The sequence below is a fragment of the Natrialba taiwanensis DSM 12281 genome (assembly GCF_000337595.1).
Classification (GTDB): domain Archaea; phylum Halobacteriota; class Halobacteria; order Halobacteriales; family Natrialbaceae; genus Natrialba; species Natrialba taiwanensis.
Map to the genome: position 1 here is coordinate 17,882 of NZ_AOIL01000069.1, position 15,860 is coordinate 33,741.

Below are 15,860 nucleotides of genomic sequence, written 5' to 3' on the forward strand. Positions count from 1 at the left end.
CCTTTTGCTGTATGCGATACGCCTACGAAGTATGAAAGAGTCGTTGCTTGATATCCTCCGCTGTCCGCTCGACAAGCACGAACTGGAGCTCGAAAACACGGCGTACGCGGACACTGACGGCAATACTGACGCTGCCGAAGTCGTTTCCGGTGAACTCGTCTGTACCGATTGCGGCGAGCGCTATCCCATCGACGACGGGATTCCGAACCTGCTCCCGCCGGACATGCGCGAGGAATCCCCGGCCTGAGACAATCGAGTCGATCGACAGTAACTACTTGTAACTGGCCCGATACCACTACCTGTATCGTCTCGTGACTGAGTCCGACCCCACTTCCGCCCGCGAGTCCGAGTCGCCGACAGCTGCATCGTCAACCCGTAGTGATACCGATCGGACACAGCCCGCCGACTCCTCGCGTCCACAATCATCTCCCTCATCCCCGTCGAGTTCCGTACCGACGCCCGTCCACGTTCACGTCAACCGCAACCAACCCGAGACGCTCACCGCCGAAACGACGGCTCTGGAGACGAACGACTCGTTCGTCCTCGAACTGCACGGCCACGCGGCACCGGCACACGTCCACTGCCGACTCGATGACACACTCGCCCGCGTCGCTACGCTCGATAGCCCGAACTACTACATCGAGGCGGACAGCGTAACCCCTATCCCCATCAGCGTTAGCGCCGACTCGCTTCAGGAGCCGATCCGCGGTAACCTGGAGATCCTGACCGGCTACGGGTCCGAATCAGTCTCGATCACCGTTACGATTTCACCGACTCCGCCGGATGTCGACATTGACGAGTCGCTTTCGAGTTCACCGCGAGCCGACACCGGTGACGCAAACGCAAGCACGACCGCGGACCGCTCATCGATTGCGCGTCTCCGAGCTGAACTCGGGCTCGAACCGGCCACGTTCGCCGTGCTCGCACTCGGTGCGCTCGCGCTGATTCTCGCCATGACGACGGCGGCGAGTATCGGCGGTCCGGTGGCGACGTTCGGCGTCGGCGTCGTTGTCGTCGGCGTTATCGTCGCGCTGTTCTTGCTCGTGACGTAGTCCGCTGATTACGCGATCGGTCTACTGTTCTCGCATCTCGAGTTCACCGTCGGCGAATCGCTTCGCTCGAAGATACCGGGCACGGTAGCGATTCGCGCCGTCGTTGACGTCGGCTTCGCGGATCTCGTCCGTTCGATCGTCTGCGACCGCGTCGATCAGTTCTTCGAGCTGGTTGCGCTCGCTCGGGGTTAACTCGAGTTCGTACGTGCGCTCCGTTTCGGACTCCGCGATCGCCCACTTGCGCGCGGCGGCGATGACGAGCGAACAGGGTTCCCGGCACGGGAAGGGGCCGTCGCCGCCGTCGGGGTCGAGGTCGTCGCCCTCTTCGTACTCCCACTCGCGCCGGCGCAGACACTGGGAGTCGACGCAACAGGCTTCGGCCATCCAGTCGACGGCCTCGCGCGGGAGTTCGGAGACGACCTCGTAGATGCCGCTCTGGCGGGACGCGGTCTCGCTCCAGTGATCGACATCGAGGGTGCCCTCCTGCTCGCGGTGCCAGTTGGCGATCGTCGCCGGGTAGAAGAAGCCGACGGCGTCGACGAGTTCAGTTCCGGAGAGGCCGGTGAACGCCCAGCCGGTTTCGAGCGTCGGCGCGGTCTTGAGCGGCCGGTAGCGACCGTCCTCGTCGTCGGTCGCGATTTCGCGGGCTGCACGCGGTTCGTCGTAGATTTCGAGGTCATCTAGGTCTGCGTCGGCGTCGTCGACGTGCCAGAGGTCGTAGGCGCGCTCGCCATCGGGTTCGTCGCCATCGACGAATCGGGCAGTGATACAGAGTTGCCCCCATTCACGGTCGATACCGTCGCGTAAGGCGGCGTAGCGAGCCGGAACGGACCGGTCGCCATCGGCCGTCTCGTCGTCGTCCGGCGGCGCGTCCTCACACCACCGCAGGAACGCCCGCCGGGCCGTTCCCTCGCCGCCGACTCGTTCCTGCCAGTAGTGCCAGTTCGTGACGTACGCGTCGACGGTCTCGTCTCCCTCGCCCGCCTCGCCGGCGAGGATCTCCCGAAGGCCGTCCGCGTCCAGCCCAGCTCGGCCGACGCGCTCCCCGTCGATCGCGAGGGTGAACGTGAACTCGTCATCGGCCGACTCGTCGCACGTAATCCGGAGTCCATCGAACGCGATGTCGTTGTCGTCTCCACCATCGGTGACGCGCTGTACCAACTCTTCGACGTGTCTCGGCGCGACCATCGTCAGTCACCCGCCTGCGAGGTCCGTTCGGAGTTCGATTCCGATTCGGTCGCCGAACTCGTGATCTGTCGAACGCGCTCGATCGCGTCGCCGAGTTCGGCACCGGCGTCGGCCGCGCGCTCGAGGATCACGTCCGCCATCAGTCCCTCGGTGCCGACGGCACCGGCGTACCAGATGCGGTGGCCGTCGACCTCGGCGGGGACGGTCCAGCCGAGGCGGTAATCCTCGGTGAGTCCCATGTCCTCGGGGATGTCCTCCTGAGTGTGGTAGCCGTCGGCGACGAACAGCGGGACGACGACGATATCCTCGGTCTCGAAGAAGTCGGTTACGTCGTCGACTTCCGGCTCCTCGTCCATGAACAGCGCCTCGACCTCGTCGAAGCGCCCGCGCTCGCGGATGCGGTCGGCGTGGTACTCGACGGCCTTGGCCGAGTTCTCGTTGCGCTCGGTGCCGTGGCCGACGACCGCGAGGCCGACTCCCTCGCCCACCGATGGGTCGCCGGTGACGCTCTCGGCGCGCTGGACGATCACGTCCGTCATCGCATCGTGGGTACCGACCGGCCCGCAGTAGTGGACGGTCTTCCCGACGTCCTCGGCTTCGAGCGTCACCTGCGAGGCGCTCGTCCCGTCGGACTCCCACTGCTCGGGCTCGAACTCGTCGAGGCGGAGTTCGCGGGGGATGATCCGCTCGGTGAAGTACCCCTCGCTGATGAACAGCGGGACGACGAACACCTCCTCGGACTCGAGCGTGCGGATCACCTCGCGAAAGTGCGGTTCCTCCTTCCAGAACGCCTCGCGGACCTCATCGAACGCGCCCGTTTCGCGGACGGTATCCGCGTGGGCGTACGTCGGGTTCGAGGCATCCGGATTCAGGTGCGATCCGTGCGCCGCGATGACCAGCGCTTGCATATCGAACCCTTAGGAGAGGGACGGTTTATCGACTTCGCTGTTCGCGACAGCCGTCGCCACAGCCGGCCGGAACGCGGCGCGACGGCGTACTCGAACGTTGCGTCGGCTGCGAGTTCGTCAGTATGTCGCCACAGCCGACTGGCAGCGCGGCGCGACGGCGTCACACGCTCAGCGCCGTCCGCGCCTCGCACGTCGTCTCCCGCGCTCGCAATTCGGCGACCACGGTGAACTCGCCCGACTTCGGAGTCTCCCATTCGGCCTCGTAGGTCGTCGCCTCGCCCGGCTCGAGTTCATCTGCGCTGAGCAGCTGGGCGAACATGCGCCCGTCGGTAAAGCGCCAGACCTCCCAGCCCGTCTCCTCGTCTACGACGGCGAAATCCGCCTTGCAGGCGTCGGTGAACTGGAGCGTGACCGTGTCGGTGCCCTCGTTTCGGACGGTAAACGTGAGTTCGACGCCGGCGTCCGCGTCGGGAGTCGCCGCCTCGAGCGACCCGGTGAGCGATGGTGTCATTGGGCCCACTTGGTCACCATTGGTGATAGGTGTTGTCCGTCTGGCATCGGTACTCGACGGGCGGACGGGACCGCCGCTTAGTGCGGCGTCACTTCGAGAGGACCACGTTATCCAGGTAGCTCGCGTCGTCTCCCGAGCGATACTCCCCGCGGATGCGGAGCACGGTCAGATCGGCGAGCACGTCGCGGAACCGCTCTTCGGTCGCCAGGGGCTCCTGACTCGTCAGGTCGATCCAGGGCACGGATGCCGTCATTGGGACCTCGAATGAGGTCCACTCTTCGCCCGGCACCCGCTCAGGATCGCGGAACTCGTAGACGAGTTGCGTGCCGTCGCCGGCGAGCAACACGTCCCCGCCCTCGATCGGTTCGGCGTCGAACTGCTGATCGGGCTGTTCCTGTCGCAGGTCGAACGAGAGCGTCCCGCCGTAGAACGACTCGCGGTCGCCGAGGTACGAGAACGGCGCCTGGTAGTACCAGGCGATACCGCCCTGGTTCTCCTCGTCGCCGATGTGGCCGCCCGGATTGCCGCCCGTTTCGTAGTACGCCGGCTGGTCGCTGCCGCCGTTCTGCGAGACGAGCCAGCCGTCGGTCCCGTCGTCGAACGAACTCTCGATACTGTCGGTCGGCGTCGGCCCGGGATCGATATCGGTCGCCTGCACCTCCTTCGTGAACTGCTCGTCGCCGAACTCGTCGTAGATGCCGATCGTGATCGCCTCTCCGGATTCGGCCACTTCGACGGTCCCGAAATTCGCGTACTCGCCCTTGGCGAAGAACGTCGTCGGGTTCAACGGCGCGTACTGTTCGTCCGCAGGACCGCTTGGCGCGCCCAGCGGCCCGGCGACCGCCTCGACGAACTCGAACTCGCCGTCGTCGTCCGGGTCGAACGCGCCGACGACGGACTTGTGAACGTCGCCGGCGACGACGACCAAGTTCGCGATCTCCTCCGTCTGGACGTGTTCGACGAGATCGAGGAGCTCCGTCTCGTAGCCGGTTCGATCCGCCGGCGTGGCCCACGAGTCCGACGGGTACCCGAGCGGGGCCGGCGAAGCGAGTACCTTCCAGGTCGCATCGGAGTCGGTGAGCGCGTCCTTCAGCCACTCGCGTTGCTCGCGCCCGAGCAGCGTCTTCGAGTCGAATTCGACGTTCGGATCGCGGTACTGGCGGGTGTCGATGAGGAACAGTTCGACGTGTTTCCCCCAGCGGAACGAGTCGTAGAACCGGTTAGAGTCGCCGGGTGCGGCGTCCTCGTCACGATCGAGCGGCCAGTATTCGCGGAACGCGCGCCGCCCCTCGGGCATCAGCGGTTCGATCGGCCCGGCGAAGTTGTTGATGACCTCGTGGTCGTCCCAGACGGTGTAGACCGACGTGGACTCCAAGAGTTCGCGGAGGTTCGTCCGCTCGGCGACGCTCGCCGGTGGGTCTCGCATCTCCTTGTACTTGTCCCGATAGATTTCGAGCGCCTCGTCGAGCGGCGTGTTCTCCGTAATCTTCCCGGCCGGCGTCTGCGCGTCGGCGTAGATGGTGTCCCCGTGATAGAGGAAGAAGTCCGGCTCGCGTTCCGCGATGGATCGCAGGCCGGGGAACGGCGGGTCGATCGGGTCGTCGCCGTAGCCCCACGTGTCGCCGCTCCAGGCGAAGGTGACGGATCGTTCCTCGGTCGCCGACGGTGCCGTGAGGAACGTTCCGTGTTCGATCGCGTCGGGCATCGCGTCGGCCGTCAGTTCGTCGATGTCGAGCGGCCGTTTCGACATCGGCCCGGCCGCGGCGGGCATCGCCCAGACGAAGTACCGGTACTCCGTCCCGGACGCGAGTTCGGTCAGGCGGACGCGACCGGTGTAGTCGGTCTCCCCGTCGACGCCGACTCGCTCGTAGCCGGCGTTGTCGGCCGATTCGATCGGCGCGTACGCGACGTGGATCGTCGCCTCGCGCTCGGCGCGCGCCCAGACGACCGCCGTCGTCGCCGTCACGTCACCGACGGCGACCCCGTGCGTGATCGGCACGATTTCATCGCTGGAGCGAATCGGCTCCGGCGCGTCAGATTCCGAACTCGCGTCTCCGACCGCGGTCCCCACGAGGGCGGGAACCGTCGCGGCCGCGCCGATCGCCCGCAGAAACGTCCGTCGGTCATCTGCCGCCGCGTCCTCCGTGGCTGCGTGCGTGTCTCTCATGTCGCAGTAAATCCGGCACCGAACTCGCTCAATAACTTATATATTTTATATAAATATAAACATGTTCGATATGAGGTGTATTGGGACATTCACTCCGCCGAGAAGCCGACCGAAGTGCTCGGTAGTGTTCCCGAGAGAACCGCTCGAGTACTGATGTCAGCGGAGACGATGATGAAGGGGAGGGAGCTTAAACAGATTTCAATTCGCTGAATCCTTCCCTCTGGCAAAATCATTATACTTCTGCCGGTACGCTCCCAAACCGCCGCAACTGGCTCGACTCGAAACAACAACTCGACGACTGATTCGTCCGGAACGCTATGCCTATCCGTTCGCGCTGCGAACGCGCACGCGTGCAACTGGTCGGCTACGAACCCAGCGGCCGGGGTTCCGCGCTCCTGCTCGCCGATGGCGACGCGGTCGAGCGCCGCGAACTCGAGCCCGGGGACGAACTCGCCTACGCGCTCGGCAAGCGCCACTGCGCCGGCACCATCGACGACGGCCAGCACATCGCCTGCGACCGCCCGTCAGCACCCTACTGCGAGTTCCACACGAGCACCTGGGTCTGTGCCCGCTGTACGGGCACCTGTCTGAAGGACGAAATGGACTGTTACGAGTCCCACGCCGTCTACATCGCCGCGTTCGCCCCCGACACGTTCAAGGTCGGGGTCACCCGCCACTGGCGACTCGAGACCCGTCTCCGCGAGCAGGGGGCCGACCGCGCGGCCCACGTCCACACCGTCCCCAACGGAAAGATCGCCCGCGAGATCGAGGCGAAGATCGCGACTCGACTCGTCGACCGCGTGCGAACCGGCCCGAAGGTCGACGCACTCGCAGCCGAGGTTGACGCGAACGCCTGGGAGGCCGTTCTCGAGCCGTTCGACGTCATCGATCGGTTCGCGTTCGACTACGGACTGGCAGCCGACGGTGAACTCGACGCTCGCCCGGTTCAGGAGACGATGGCGAGGGGAACGGTCGTCGGCGTGAAGGGGCGACTGCTCGTTCTCGACAACGGCGGGACGAGCTACGCCGTGGATATGCGGGATCTCGTCGGCTACGAGTTCACCGAGGGCAAGTCGGAGCGAAATCTGCAGTCGTCGCTCGGCTCCTTCGGGTAAGACGGCGGCCGACGATAGCCGATCCATGGAGAACTGGCCCGCAACGCGAAACGGTATCGATCCCGAAACGCCGGCTCACCGACTCACTCGGACACGATCGACGCCGTCCGGACGACTGTTGCGAACTCGTCTTTGAGCTGTGCCAGGGCAGTTCGGTGAATCGTCTCCGCGTCGAACGTGTCGCTGTCGAACGTCCGCTCGAAGGTGGCGGTCGCATCGGCAACGAGACGCACGTCGAACCCGCGGTTCTCGGCCATCCGCGTCGTCGTCGAGACGCAATGGTCCGTGGTCAGGCCGGCGACAACGAGCGTCTCGAGTTCACGGTCGCGTAACCACGCTTCGAGTTCGGTGTCGACGAACGCGCCGTTGACCGATTTGACGAACGTCTGCTCGTCCGCGCGCGGTTCCGTCTCGGGTTTGAACGCGAACCCTGGCTGGTCGCTGCGAAGCGGTGACGCCGCTTCGGTCGAGTCGTGGCGGACGTGGACGACGGGCCGGTCGGTCTCGCGCCAGTGTGCGAGCAGGTCGGCGGCGCGGTCCTCGGCGTCGGGATTGTTCCGCGAGCCCCACGACGGGTCGTCGAACCCCCGTTGGAAGTCGATCAGGAGCAACGCGGCGTCGTCGGGGATGGCGGGATCAGGATCCTCTGTCATGGTAATCTCGCGGCCGGCTTGGGATGGTCTCGGGTCACCGTCATCGGACACTCCGAGGGTGCCTGGTCGTCGTCGGCGGAGAGCATGTACTGGGGCCACTCCCGGTCGCCGTCGACGCCCCAGTCGCCGAGATCGGCGTGCGGGCAGACGCCGTCGTAGTCTTCGAGCCGATTCTGGATGATGTCGCGCGCACGCTGTCCGGCTTCGTCGTCGGCAGTCACGTTCAACCCCTCAAAGAGTGCGCGCGGCTGGAACGTGATCTCGAGCCCGACCGGACAGTAGCGGCTCTTGCGCGTGTCGTAGAACGGGGCGCGGCAGGTCGGAAACATCGGTTCGCCGCCGAGACAGAACTCCCAGTATTGGTCATCGGTGTCAGTGGGGATGTCTTCGGGCCAGGGGTGGGGATCGTGGAGGTGAAGCGTCTGGAGGATATGCCAGAGTGCGTCGTGGTATGCTTGCTCTGAGAGCGGGTCCGCGGGCGGTTTGAAGAAGGTGACGAGCGAGGCGCGGTCGGCATGATCCCGATACACGTCGAGGTATTCGAGGATGCGATCGCGAAGCGTCAACAGCGCGTCGGCGTCGCTCATCGACGGTACCGTCGTGTACAGCGGTTCCCCGTTGCCGACGGATTCGGCACCGAAGAAACAGGGGAACGGTGAATCGTTTCGCTCGCCGAGCAGCCCGGACTGGAACGTCTCCCAGTGATCGGCGACCCATTGTGGCGTCTTTCCGGCCCGCACTCGCCGGTCGAGTGTGTCCTGATCTAGCAGCGATTGTATTCCTGGCTCGTTCACGAGTCGATCCACTCGGTGGGTGTGTCGGATGTTCGGTAGTGATCCGCGAAAACTGTACTGGTTCCGGAAGATGTGCCGAGCTAGTCCGACTATGTTCGCCTACCTATTCGAAACGTGGTTATTTGTCACAGTCATCCTGAGGTTTGCGAGTCGAATGCTCGATCCGATCGTTTTCGGTGATCGGTGCGCCCTCCAGAATCCGCGCTCGAAGGCCGCCATGGTGGACCAACGCCTCGCGGATTCCCGCTTCGTCGATGTGGCACTTGAGGTACGAACACGGCTCGCAGAGTTCAGTCCCTTCACAGATGGCATCGCCGACACGGAATCGGCTGCCGACCAGGTGATTTAACGGCACTCCTGTCGTCGTCACGTTCCGCCGGTGAACGCCGGGTTCGAGTTCGATGTCGTACTTGCGTTCGACGGCTGCGAGCGTTTCGCGTTCGATGAGCGTGAGGTCGCTGCCCTCGCGGGCGTCGAAGGTCCCCTCGGCGCGGTAGTAACGGTCGCCCTCGAGTCCGCGGCCGGCGACGGCCATACTGCGGTCGACTCGCTCCATCGGCGCGCCCCGTTCGGGCGCGATATGAATCGCGTGGATGCGCCCAGCCATACGGTACGTCTGAGGCGGCACCGAGATAGGTGGTTCAGATTCCTCGCGACGGCTGTGTTCGGTTCCGGCGTGCAGTCTGGGTTCCCGCTCCCACTCCCACTCTCACTCTCGCCCTCGCAGCCCCGAAACACGTCAGCAGCCCCGAAAACATGACAATCCTTTTCCCCGGCGGTCCAGAATCCGAGGGTATGACGGACGAAAACGAACCCGATACCGCTGTCGACGACAACGGTGACGCCGACGCAAACGACGGCGAAGAAAAGTCCTTCCGCGAACGAGTCGAGGAAATCCGCGAAAAGCGCGCCGAAGAGGGTGAAGGCGAGGGCGAGCCCCCGGAGAGCCCGTTCGGCGGTGGCGGCGGCGGACCCGGCGGCATGGGCGGCGGCGGGAACCCGTTCGCACAGATGATGGGCGGCATGATGGGCGGCGGCCCCGGCGGTCCCGGCGGCATGGGCGGCGGACCCGGCGGTCCCGGCGGCAGCGACGAAGTCGGCAACGAAGAACTTGTCCGCGAGGTTCGCCAACTCCGCGACGAAATGCGCGACCAGACGCGCGCGCTCAAGCGGATCGCGGACGCGCTCGAAGACAACTGATCGCTCGCGGTTTCCGGAATACGGTTCGGTACGCGACATCCCTCGAGACGCTATACTCGAGTTCAGAGTTCAGTTTTCACAGCCAGTGTGTACTGTTTCTACGCGTCTCCTCGCTCGTCGCATAGGTCTCGAATGCTAACCCGACATCGGCATACCCTCGACCGTCAGCGACGACACCGATCAGGTGTGATCTGAACTCGAATCCATCTCGCGATCGTCGTCCGCGTCCCGACCCCGAATCGAGGCGATCCAGGCGGAGACGGACCAGCGGTCGACGAGTACGCGGGCGAGACTGACGCTGATGTAGGCGAGTCCGAGGCCCGCGAGCACGTCGATCGCCCAGTGGATGCCCAGATACATTGTCGAGAGCGCTATCGAAGTTCCCAATCCGAGAGTGACGTAAAACCACGTCGGATACCGGTCTCGAGTTCGGTAGGCGAGGAGCGTGACGGTCGTCGCGAGGGAGGCGTGCAACGAGGGGAAGACGTTCGTGTTTCGGTTGACCTGTCGCGTGAGGTGTTGATACTGGGGATACGTATCGTACAGCAGTGCCTCGACGAGTTCAGGCATCATGTTCCGCGGTCCGAAGGCGATGACGAAGACGTAGAGGACGAGTCCGAGGGTGTAATTGAGCGTGTAGGCGGCCAACAGTTCGCGAAGCGGGCGCGTATCAGCGAGGGCGAAGTAGGCGACGACCGGAAAGGTGAGCGCGAAGACGTAGCCGTAGATGTAGATAAAGGAGAAGTAGGCCGTCACGGCCGGCGTCTCGAAGGACTGTAGCCAGAGGATGAACTGGCCCTCGATGTCATAGATGGCCCAGGTGAGGTTCCAGCCGATCATCCACGAGAGGTCGGGAACGATCTGTCTGGCGATACTGTTGAACAGCAAGACGACGGTGAGGACGGCCAGCACGGGTGCCGTAGCGCGAAGCCGGGTTCGCCACTCCGTGCACGTCACTTGCAGTCGGCGGCGGCCGACGAAGAGTGCCACGGAGACGGCGATCATGAGCGTGACGACGACGACCAACTGGACGAGAACCTGTGTGAGCATCAGTATCTCACCCGAAGCCGCCCCTCGTCGTCGTACCGAAATCCGGCCTCCTCGAACGCCGCTCGTGCTGCCTCGACATCGAGTTCACCGTCGGTCCCGAGGAACGGCGTCTCGGGATCGGTTCCCGTCCACGCCAACGAGTCGGGTGTCCACTCCCGGGTGACGGGTGCCGCGATCGGCCGTGCGTGACCGTAGAAGACGTCCGAGACTAACTGTTCTTTGTCGATCAACCGGGCAATCACCCGTCTGAACCGCGGATTGGAAAACGGTGCTGTCCGCGCGTTGAAACCGAGGTGGTAGAACGATCCCGTGGACGACTCGATCACTTCGAGCGGATCCGCGTCGCTGGTTTGCTCGCGTTCACTTTCGGCCGCGAGCACGTCGTCGACGACGTAGGATTCGAGGGCGAGACTCGTCACGTCCGCATCGTCGGTCTCGACGAGTTCGATCGCGGACGTACTCCGCGGATCGATCCGTATCCGGAGCGTCTCGGCGCTGGGCTCGGGAAGTGCGACTGACTCGCGTCGCGTAAAGTGCTCGTCGAAGCGCTCTAGCGTGACGAACTCGCGTTCGGTCCGGTTTTCGAACTGGAAGGGACCGCTTCCGATCGGCGGCAGATTATCGGTGATGAGGGCTTCCGTCGTTCCGTCTGCGACGGTGATAGCGGGGATACTCGCCGTCTCGGTCCGCTCGTCCCAGATGTGCGCGGGCAAAATCGGGATCTCGAGGATGCGTTTGGCGACCGGTTCGCTCGCCGTACAGGTGAACTCGAGTTCGTATGTGCCCTGCTTGACCACGTCCGCGATCGGATCGACGTGACCGCGATAGCGTGGCGACGGCGCGGGGAACTCGCTGTCGTCCCGTGTCGTATCGGACAGAAAGTCGATAGTAAAGGCAACATCGTCGGCAGTGAGTTCGTGGCCGTCGTGGAACTGACAGTCCTCTCGGAGCGTGACGGTCAGTGTGCCAGTGGGCTCGAGATCAGCATCGGGATTGAGTTCGATATCGGGATCAGTATCGGTATCGGTGCTGCTACCGTTCTCGGTACGTTCGTCCCCCGTTTCGTTTTCGTTCTCGTTCTCGTTCCCGTTCCCGTTCCACGTCCAATCGGTCCCGAGCCACGAGGTGTACGTCCGATCGTCGTCTTCCTCGATACCGTCCGTCTCCTCGTCGCTTCCTCCAGCATCCGCCCCACCCTCGCTCCATCTCGGTACCGCAAGCGAATCGTACAGCAATCCCGTGATCAGTCCTCGATTTCGAAACTCAACTGCGAGCGGGTTGAGATTCTGCGACGGCCGGGAATCCGTATGGACCGCCCGAAGCACGGCCTCCTCCGTCGTCGGCGGATCGAGTCCGAGATACCCCATGCGGGTTGCGAGATGGCCTTGCTCCCAGCCGTCGAACCGATCGGTTCGAGCGAGTCTGAACTCGTGTGGAACGCAAATGGGGACGAACGGTTGTTCAAGCGCGAGTGCTTCGAGGGTCTGGCTGACAGCCTGTTCGCGCTCCTCACCGCCGGCGCGCTGTTGGCGATCGAGATACGTATCGAACGTGAGATTCGTAAAGCCAAATGGATTCTGCCAGCCCGATTCGTCGGCGAATTTCGAGTGGAGGGTTTCGTAGAGAAAGTCCGGGCGGATATCGCCGGGGTGGCGACCGACGTAGATATCGAAGTCGTGGTTAATCAAGACACTGCGGCGAAACGCCTCCCGTGACTGCATATCGATCTCGATGTCGATTCCGGCAGTTTCCAGCGTCGCGCTGATATCTTGTGCGAGCTGGATACTCTCTCTGTCCCCGTCGGCGGAAAGCGTCGTGATCGTCAGCGAGAGCTGTTCGACCTCGTTTCGATTGACGATACTGCGGACATGTTGGAGACAGCCACTGGTCGATACGGAAAGACCGACCGACGCGGCGAGCATTGCTCGACGGCTGAGACCGCCGCTATCGCGACCTGCGGACGGGGTACGACGGCGGTCCGGACTGGAGGACGGTGGAGAATCACTCATATCGTCCGTTGCCACAGTTCGCCGGGGACGATATAACAGTATTGCGCTGTCCGCTGTTCCACTGTCGGAATCCGTGGCGGTTCAGAACGGCCGACGGACGAAACGGTATCCGATCGCTGTCTCACGAGTTCTTCTGCGATGGCGTCGTCACGGTATCACGGTACTCGTGAACTCGCTCGCGGACCTGTTTGAGGATCGCTGTGAGCGACCACCGATCGACGAGATAGGTCGAGAGGGAAACACAGAACCCGGCGAGCGCGAGTCCGGCGAGCACGTCGATGCCCCAGTGAATGCCCAGATACATCGTCGAGACCATGATGCTGATACTGAGACAGACAGCGATGGGGAACCATCGAGGATACGTCGAGCGGGTTTGGTAGGCGAACGTGGCGACGGTTGCTGAAAGGGACGTGTGAAGCGAGGGAAAGACGTTCGTATTTCGGTTGACTTCGGTGGTGAGATACTGGACTTGAGGGTTGTTGTCGTACAGCATTGTCTGGGTGAGCTCTTCGACAAACACGTTTCGCGGGCCGTAGGCGATAAACAGGATGTAGAAGACGAGACCGATCGCATAGTTGAGCGAGTAGGCGATCAGGAGCCGCCGAAAGTCGATCGTCTTCGGCAGTGCCGCGTACGCAACGACGGGAAAGATGAGCAAAAAGACATAGCCGTAGACGTAGCTGATCGAGAAGTATGCGTTCGCTTCGGGCGAGGCGATCGCCTGAAAGAGCAAGACGAACTCGCCCTCGATGGTGTAAAACACCTCGGTCATGTGGACGCCGTATTCCTGAGAGAGACTGCGTCCCTGCTGTCGCATGATTCGATTGAGCAACAAGATTGCAAGGAGCAAGGCGATTGCAGGTGCGCTGGTACGAAGGCGAGACTTCCACTCCTCGCGGAGCAGTGAGAGGCGATCCCGGCCAACGACGCCCGCGAGTGCGACTGAAAGGAGGATCGAAACAGCGACGGCAACCTGCAACAGAAGCTGCGTAAGCATTGTGTTACCTCAGCAGGTTTCCGTTGTCGTCGTACTCGTAATCTTCGGCAAACAGTGATCGGGCGGCCTTGACATCGAGTTCGCCGTCGGTTCCGAGGAACGGGGTGACGGGGTCTTTGTCCTCCCAGACGAGGGAGTCAACCTCGGAGTCACTGTCGGGAGTCCATTTCTCGGCGACGGGCGCGGCGACAGGTCGGGCGTGGCCGTTGAAGACCGTTTCGGTGATCCACCCCTTGTCGACCAGTCTGGCGACGGCACGGCGAAAGCGTGGGTTGCTAAACGGCTCTTTGAGGGTGTTAAAGCCGATATGGTAGAACGTCCAGGACGTATCCTCGACCCGCTCAACCGGGGCATCATCCGAAATTCCACCGAGAGCGTAGGTCTCGAGGCGGGCCGTCGTCATGTCCGCCCCGCCGCTTGTGATCCGATCGATAGAGGAGGCCGTCCCGGGATCGACCTCGAGACGGAGTTCGGGGACAGTCGGTTCCGGAACGCCGTCTGTACCCACCGAAAAGTGGTCCTCGAAGCGTTCGAGGAGCAAGAACTCGCCCTGGCTTCGGTCGGCGAACTGGAAGGGGCCGCTTCCGACCGGCGGAATATTATTGGCCGTGACGAGCGACCAGGTCCCTTGCGGCGGTGAGAACTCGTCGTTTCCGGTCACACGCGTATCGACGCGTTCCGACCAGATGCGCCGTGGCAGAATCGGCACCGTAAACGCACGCTCGCCAACTTCGGGACTGGTCGAGGCCGAAATCGTCAGGTGGTAGTCGTCCTCAACGGCGATCGAGTCGACCGCCGCGACCTGGCCGCGATAGCGCGGTGCCGGCGAGGCCTCTGGCGCGCGACCGAGCGTCGTGTCCGCGAGGAACTGATAGGTGAACTCGACATCCTGGGCCGTCAGCGGATCGCCGTTGTGGAACGTACAGCCTTCGCGCAACTCGATCGTCGCGGTCGACCCGTCCCACTCCCAGTCGGCTGCGAGCCACGGTCTCAGGTTGCTCTCGCTGTCGTCGTCCGTCTCTTCGTAGGTCGCAAGCGAGTCGTACAGCAAGTCGGTGACGGTCCCTCGTTCTCGGGCCGTCGCAGAGAGGGGATTGAGGTTTCGCGTCGGCCGAGCGTCGGTGATCAGCGCGTGTAGCTGCTCGACATCCGCCGCCGGTTCGAGTCCGAGATAACCGAGCCGGGTTGCGAGATGCCCATCTTCCCATCCGCTAAAGCGATCCGTTTGGACGAGCCGATACTCGTTCGGGATACAGACCGGAATGAACGGTTGTTCGAGGGCGAACCGCCAGAGCAGTTCGGCGATAGCGTCCTCGCGCTCGGCTCCCTCGACTGTGCGTTGTCGCTCGAGGGCACCATCGAAGGAGGGGTCCGTAAATCGAACCTCGCTATCGAAGGAGGGGTCCATAAACTTAAACGGATTCTGCCAGCCGCTTTCGTACGCGTATGTCGAGTGTAACGCCTCGTAGAAAAAGTCGGGATTGAAGTCGGCCGGGTGACGCCCGACGTAGATATCGAAGTCCTGGTCGAGCAGGACCGTCTCGAGGAGTTCAGATCGCGATCGTGTGTTGATCGTTGCGTTGACGCCGACGGAGCGAAGATTCTCCTCGAGATGGCGTGCGATCTGGGCCCCTTCTCTGTCCCCATCCGCACCGGGCAGTGTGAGAATGGAGACGGACATCCCAGTGGAACTATTCGGGTCGACGACGCTCTGAACGCGGTTGATACAGCCGCTCGCTCCGATCGAGAGGCCAGTCGCGCCGGCAGCCAGCATCGCCCGTCGACTAATCCCCTTGGTAGACTCGTCGGACTCATCTGGTGGCGAGTTCATATCGATTCGGTGCACCTCGGTCGGTTGTCGGCTAACAGTCGGTTAGACATCGGTTTCGATTGTAAAGAATCTGTGGACACTGTGTGTGCTCGCGCGTCACGTCTCATCGAGCGCCCGGGCCCGGAGAGTCGGACCGGCGAGTCGAGCGCGGGAGAGCCAATCGTCGAACGTGGAGGGAGGGATTGGGGAATGGTCACGGTTCATCTCGTTAAACTGTGGGGGACCTTCGTGCCACGAGTTCGGTTCCATAGTAGGACGGTTCGATCAGTCGTACACTTCAAAGGGTCAACACCCCCAGTATAAAACGCTTCGAAACCATGTTCTCTTGAACGTTGGTTGAAACTAGACGTGTGTGATCGCGCTGTTCCCTGGGATCAGCCTCAGT

General features: G+C 63.2%; 15 protein-coding genes. 4 read left to right on the forward strand and 11 right to left on the reverse strand.

Annotated features, from left to right (window positions below):
* Positions 1 to 31: 31 nt before the first annotated feature.
* Together C484_RS20375 and C484_RS20380 are read left to right on the forward strand one after the other, a co-directional pair.
* Positions 32 to 247, forward strand: a complete 216-nt coding sequence (locus tag C484_RS20375) for a methytransferase partner Trm112 (protein ID WP_006827757.1) — start codon at positions 32 to 34, stop codon at positions 245 to 247.
* 64 nt (positions 248 to 311) lie between these two features.
* Entirely contained in the window at positions 312 to 1,052 is a 741-nt protein-coding gene (locus tag C484_RS20380; protein ID WP_006827758.1) for a DUF7524 family protein, read from the forward strand.
* A 21-nt stretch (positions 1,053 to 1,073) separates the two neighbouring features.
* Here C484_RS20380 and C484_RS20385 read toward each other — a convergent pair whose 3' ends face one another.
* The 4 genes from C484_RS20385 to C484_RS20400 all read right to left on the reverse strand — a co-directional run bounded on the left by C484_RS20385 (position 1,074) and on the right by C484_RS20400 (position 5,826).
* Positions 1,074 to 2,240 (reverse strand): DR2241 family protein, encoded by a 1,167-nt coding sequence (locus C484_RS20385; protein ID WP_006827759.1) that lies wholly within the window; start codon positions 2,238 to 2,240, stop codon positions 1,074 to 1,076.
* A 2-nt stretch (positions 2,241 to 2,242) separates the two neighbouring features.
* A complete protein-coding gene (locus tag C484_RS20390; RefSeq protein ID WP_006827760.1) occupies positions 2,243 to 3,148 on the reverse strand; it encodes a CbiX/SirB N-terminal domain-containing protein in 906 nt (301 codons plus the stop codon).
* Positions 3,149 to 3,308: 160 nt separating this feature from the next.
* Positions 3,309 to 3,659 (reverse strand): BsuPI-related putative proteinase inhibitor, encoded by a 351-nt coding sequence (locus C484_RS20395; protein ID WP_006827761.1) that lies wholly within the window; start codon positions 3,657 to 3,659, stop codon positions 3,309 to 3,311.
* A gap of 88 nt (positions 3,660 to 3,747) precedes the next feature.
* Positions 3,748 to 5,826 carry an alkaline phosphatase D family protein gene (locus C484_RS20400; protein ID WP_006827762.1) on the reverse strand — a complete coding sequence of 693 codons (2,079 nt, stop codon included), beginning with the start codon at positions 5,824 to 5,826 and terminating at the stop codon, positions 3,748 to 3,750.
* A 350-nt stretch (positions 5,827 to 6,176) separates the two neighbouring features.
* Here C484_RS20400 and C484_RS20405 point away from each other — a divergent pair, with 350 nt between their 5' ends.
* The gene (locus tag C484_RS20405) at positions 6,177 to 6,941 is read left to right on the forward strand and encodes a DUF2797 domain-containing protein (protein ID WP_006827763.1); all 765 of its coding nucleotides are present in this window, start codon (positions 6,177 to 6,179) and stop codon (positions 6,939 to 6,941) included.
* A gap of 83 nt (positions 6,942 to 7,024) precedes the next feature.
* Here the strand turns inward: C484_RS20405 and C484_RS20410 are convergent, their stop codons facing one another.
* From C484_RS20410 to C484_RS20420, 3 genes are all read right to left on the reverse strand, one after another.
* Positions 7,025 to 7,594 carry a cysteine hydrolase family protein gene (locus C484_RS20410; protein WP_006827764.1) on the reverse strand — a complete coding sequence of 190 codons (570 nt, stop codon included), beginning with the start codon at positions 7,592 to 7,594 and terminating at the stop codon, positions 7,025 to 7,027.
* The gene (locus C484_RS20415) at positions 7,591 to 8,388 is read right to left on the reverse strand and encodes a YqcI/YcgG family protein (protein ID WP_049915828.1); all 798 of its coding nucleotides are present in this window, start codon (positions 8,386 to 8,388) and stop codon (positions 7,591 to 7,593) included. The genes C484_RS20410 and C484_RS20415 overlap by 4 nt, the downstream gene beginning before the upstream one ends.
* Before the next feature lie 118 nt (positions 8,389 to 8,506).
* Positions 8,507 to 8,995, reverse strand: a complete 489-nt coding sequence (locus tag C484_RS20420) for an MOSC domain-containing protein (protein WP_006827767.1) — start codon at positions 8,993 to 8,995, stop codon at positions 8,507 to 8,509.
* A gap of 149 nt (positions 8,996 to 9,144) precedes the next feature.
* Here C484_RS20420 and C484_RS23810 point away from each other — a divergent pair, with 149 nt between their 5' ends.
* On the forward strand, positions 9,145 to 9,588 hold the full coding sequence (locus C484_RS23810; protein ID WP_006827768.1) for a hypothetical protein: 444 nt from the start codon (positions 9,145 to 9,147) through the stop codon (positions 9,586 to 9,588).
* Between the two features lie 180 nt (positions 9,589 to 9,768).
* On the opposite strand, the gene C484_RS20430 is transcribed toward C484_RS23810, so the two are convergent.
* The 4 genes from C484_RS20430 to C484_RS20445 all read right to left on the reverse strand — a co-directional run bounded on the left by C484_RS20430 (position 9,769) and on the right by C484_RS20445 (position 15,475).
* Entirely contained in the window at positions 9,769 to 10,638 is an 870-nt protein-coding gene (locus tag C484_RS20430) for a phosphatase PAP2 family protein (protein WP_006827769.1), read from the reverse strand.
* On the reverse strand, positions 10,638 to 12,647 hold the full coding sequence (locus tag C484_RS20435; protein ID WP_049915830.1) for an ABC transporter substrate-binding protein: 2,010 nt from the start codon (positions 12,645 to 12,647) through the stop codon (positions 10,638 to 10,640). The genes C484_RS20430 and C484_RS20435 overlap by 1 nt, the downstream gene beginning before the upstream one ends.
* Before the next feature lie 121 nt (positions 12,648 to 12,768).
* Entirely contained in the window at positions 12,769 to 13,644 is an 876-nt protein-coding gene (locus C484_RS20440) for a phosphatase PAP2 family protein (RefSeq protein WP_006827771.1), read from the reverse strand.
* 4 nt (positions 13,645 to 13,648) lie between these two features.
* A complete protein-coding gene (locus C484_RS20445; protein WP_049915832.1) occupies positions 13,649 to 15,475 on the reverse strand; it encodes an ABC transporter substrate-binding protein in 1,827 nt (608 codons plus the stop codon).
* Positions 15,476 to 15,860: the final 385 nt, after the last annotated feature.

Bases quoted from the DNA above. Each gene is read 5' to 3' on its own strand.
- C484_RS20375 (WP_006827757.1), top strand. From the start codon at position 32: ATGAAAGAGTCGTTGCTTGATATCCTCCGCTGTCCGCTCGACAAGCAC.
- C484_RS20385 (WP_006827759.1), bottom strand. From the start codon at position 2,240: ATGGTCGCGCCGAGACACGTCGAAGAGTTGGTACAGCGCGTCACCGAT.
- C484_RS20390 (WP_006827760.1), bottom strand. From the start codon at position 3,148: ATGCAAGCGCTGGTCATCGCGGCGCACGGATCGCACCTGAATCCGGAT.
- C484_RS20395 (WP_006827761.1), bottom strand. From the start codon at position 3,659: ATGACACCATCGCTCACCGGGTCGCTCGAGGCGGCGACTCCCGACGCG.
- C484_RS20400 (WP_006827762.1), bottom strand. From the start codon at position 5,826: ATGAGAGACACGCACGCAGCCACGGAGGACGCGGCGGCAGATGACCGA.
- C484_RS20410 (WP_006827764.1), bottom strand. From the start codon at position 7,594: ATGACAGAGGATCCTGATCCCGCCATCCCCGACGACGCCGCGTTGCTC.
- C484_RS20420 (WP_006827767.1), bottom strand. From the start codon at position 8,995: ATGGCTGGGCGCATCCACGCGATTCATATCGCGCCCGAACGGGGCGCG.
- C484_RS23810 (WP_006827768.1), top strand. From the start codon at position 9,145: ATGACAATCCTTTTCCCCGGCGGTCCAGAATCCGAGGGTATGACGGAC.
- C484_RS20430 (WP_006827769.1), bottom strand. From the start codon at position 10,638: ATGCTCACACAGGTTCTCGTCCAGTTGGTCGTCGTCGTCACGCTCATG.
- C484_RS20435 (WP_049915830.1), bottom strand. From the start codon at position 12,647: ATGAGTGATTCTCCACCGTCCTCCAGTCCGGACCGCCGTCGTACCCCG.
- C484_RS20440 (WP_006827771.1), bottom strand. From the start codon at position 13,644: ATGCTTACGCAGCTTCTGTTGCAGGTTGCCGTCGCTGTTTCGATCCTC.
- C484_RS20445 (WP_049915832.1), bottom strand. From the start codon at position 15,475: ATGAACTCGCCACCAGATGAGTCCGACGAGTCTACCAAGGGGATTAGT.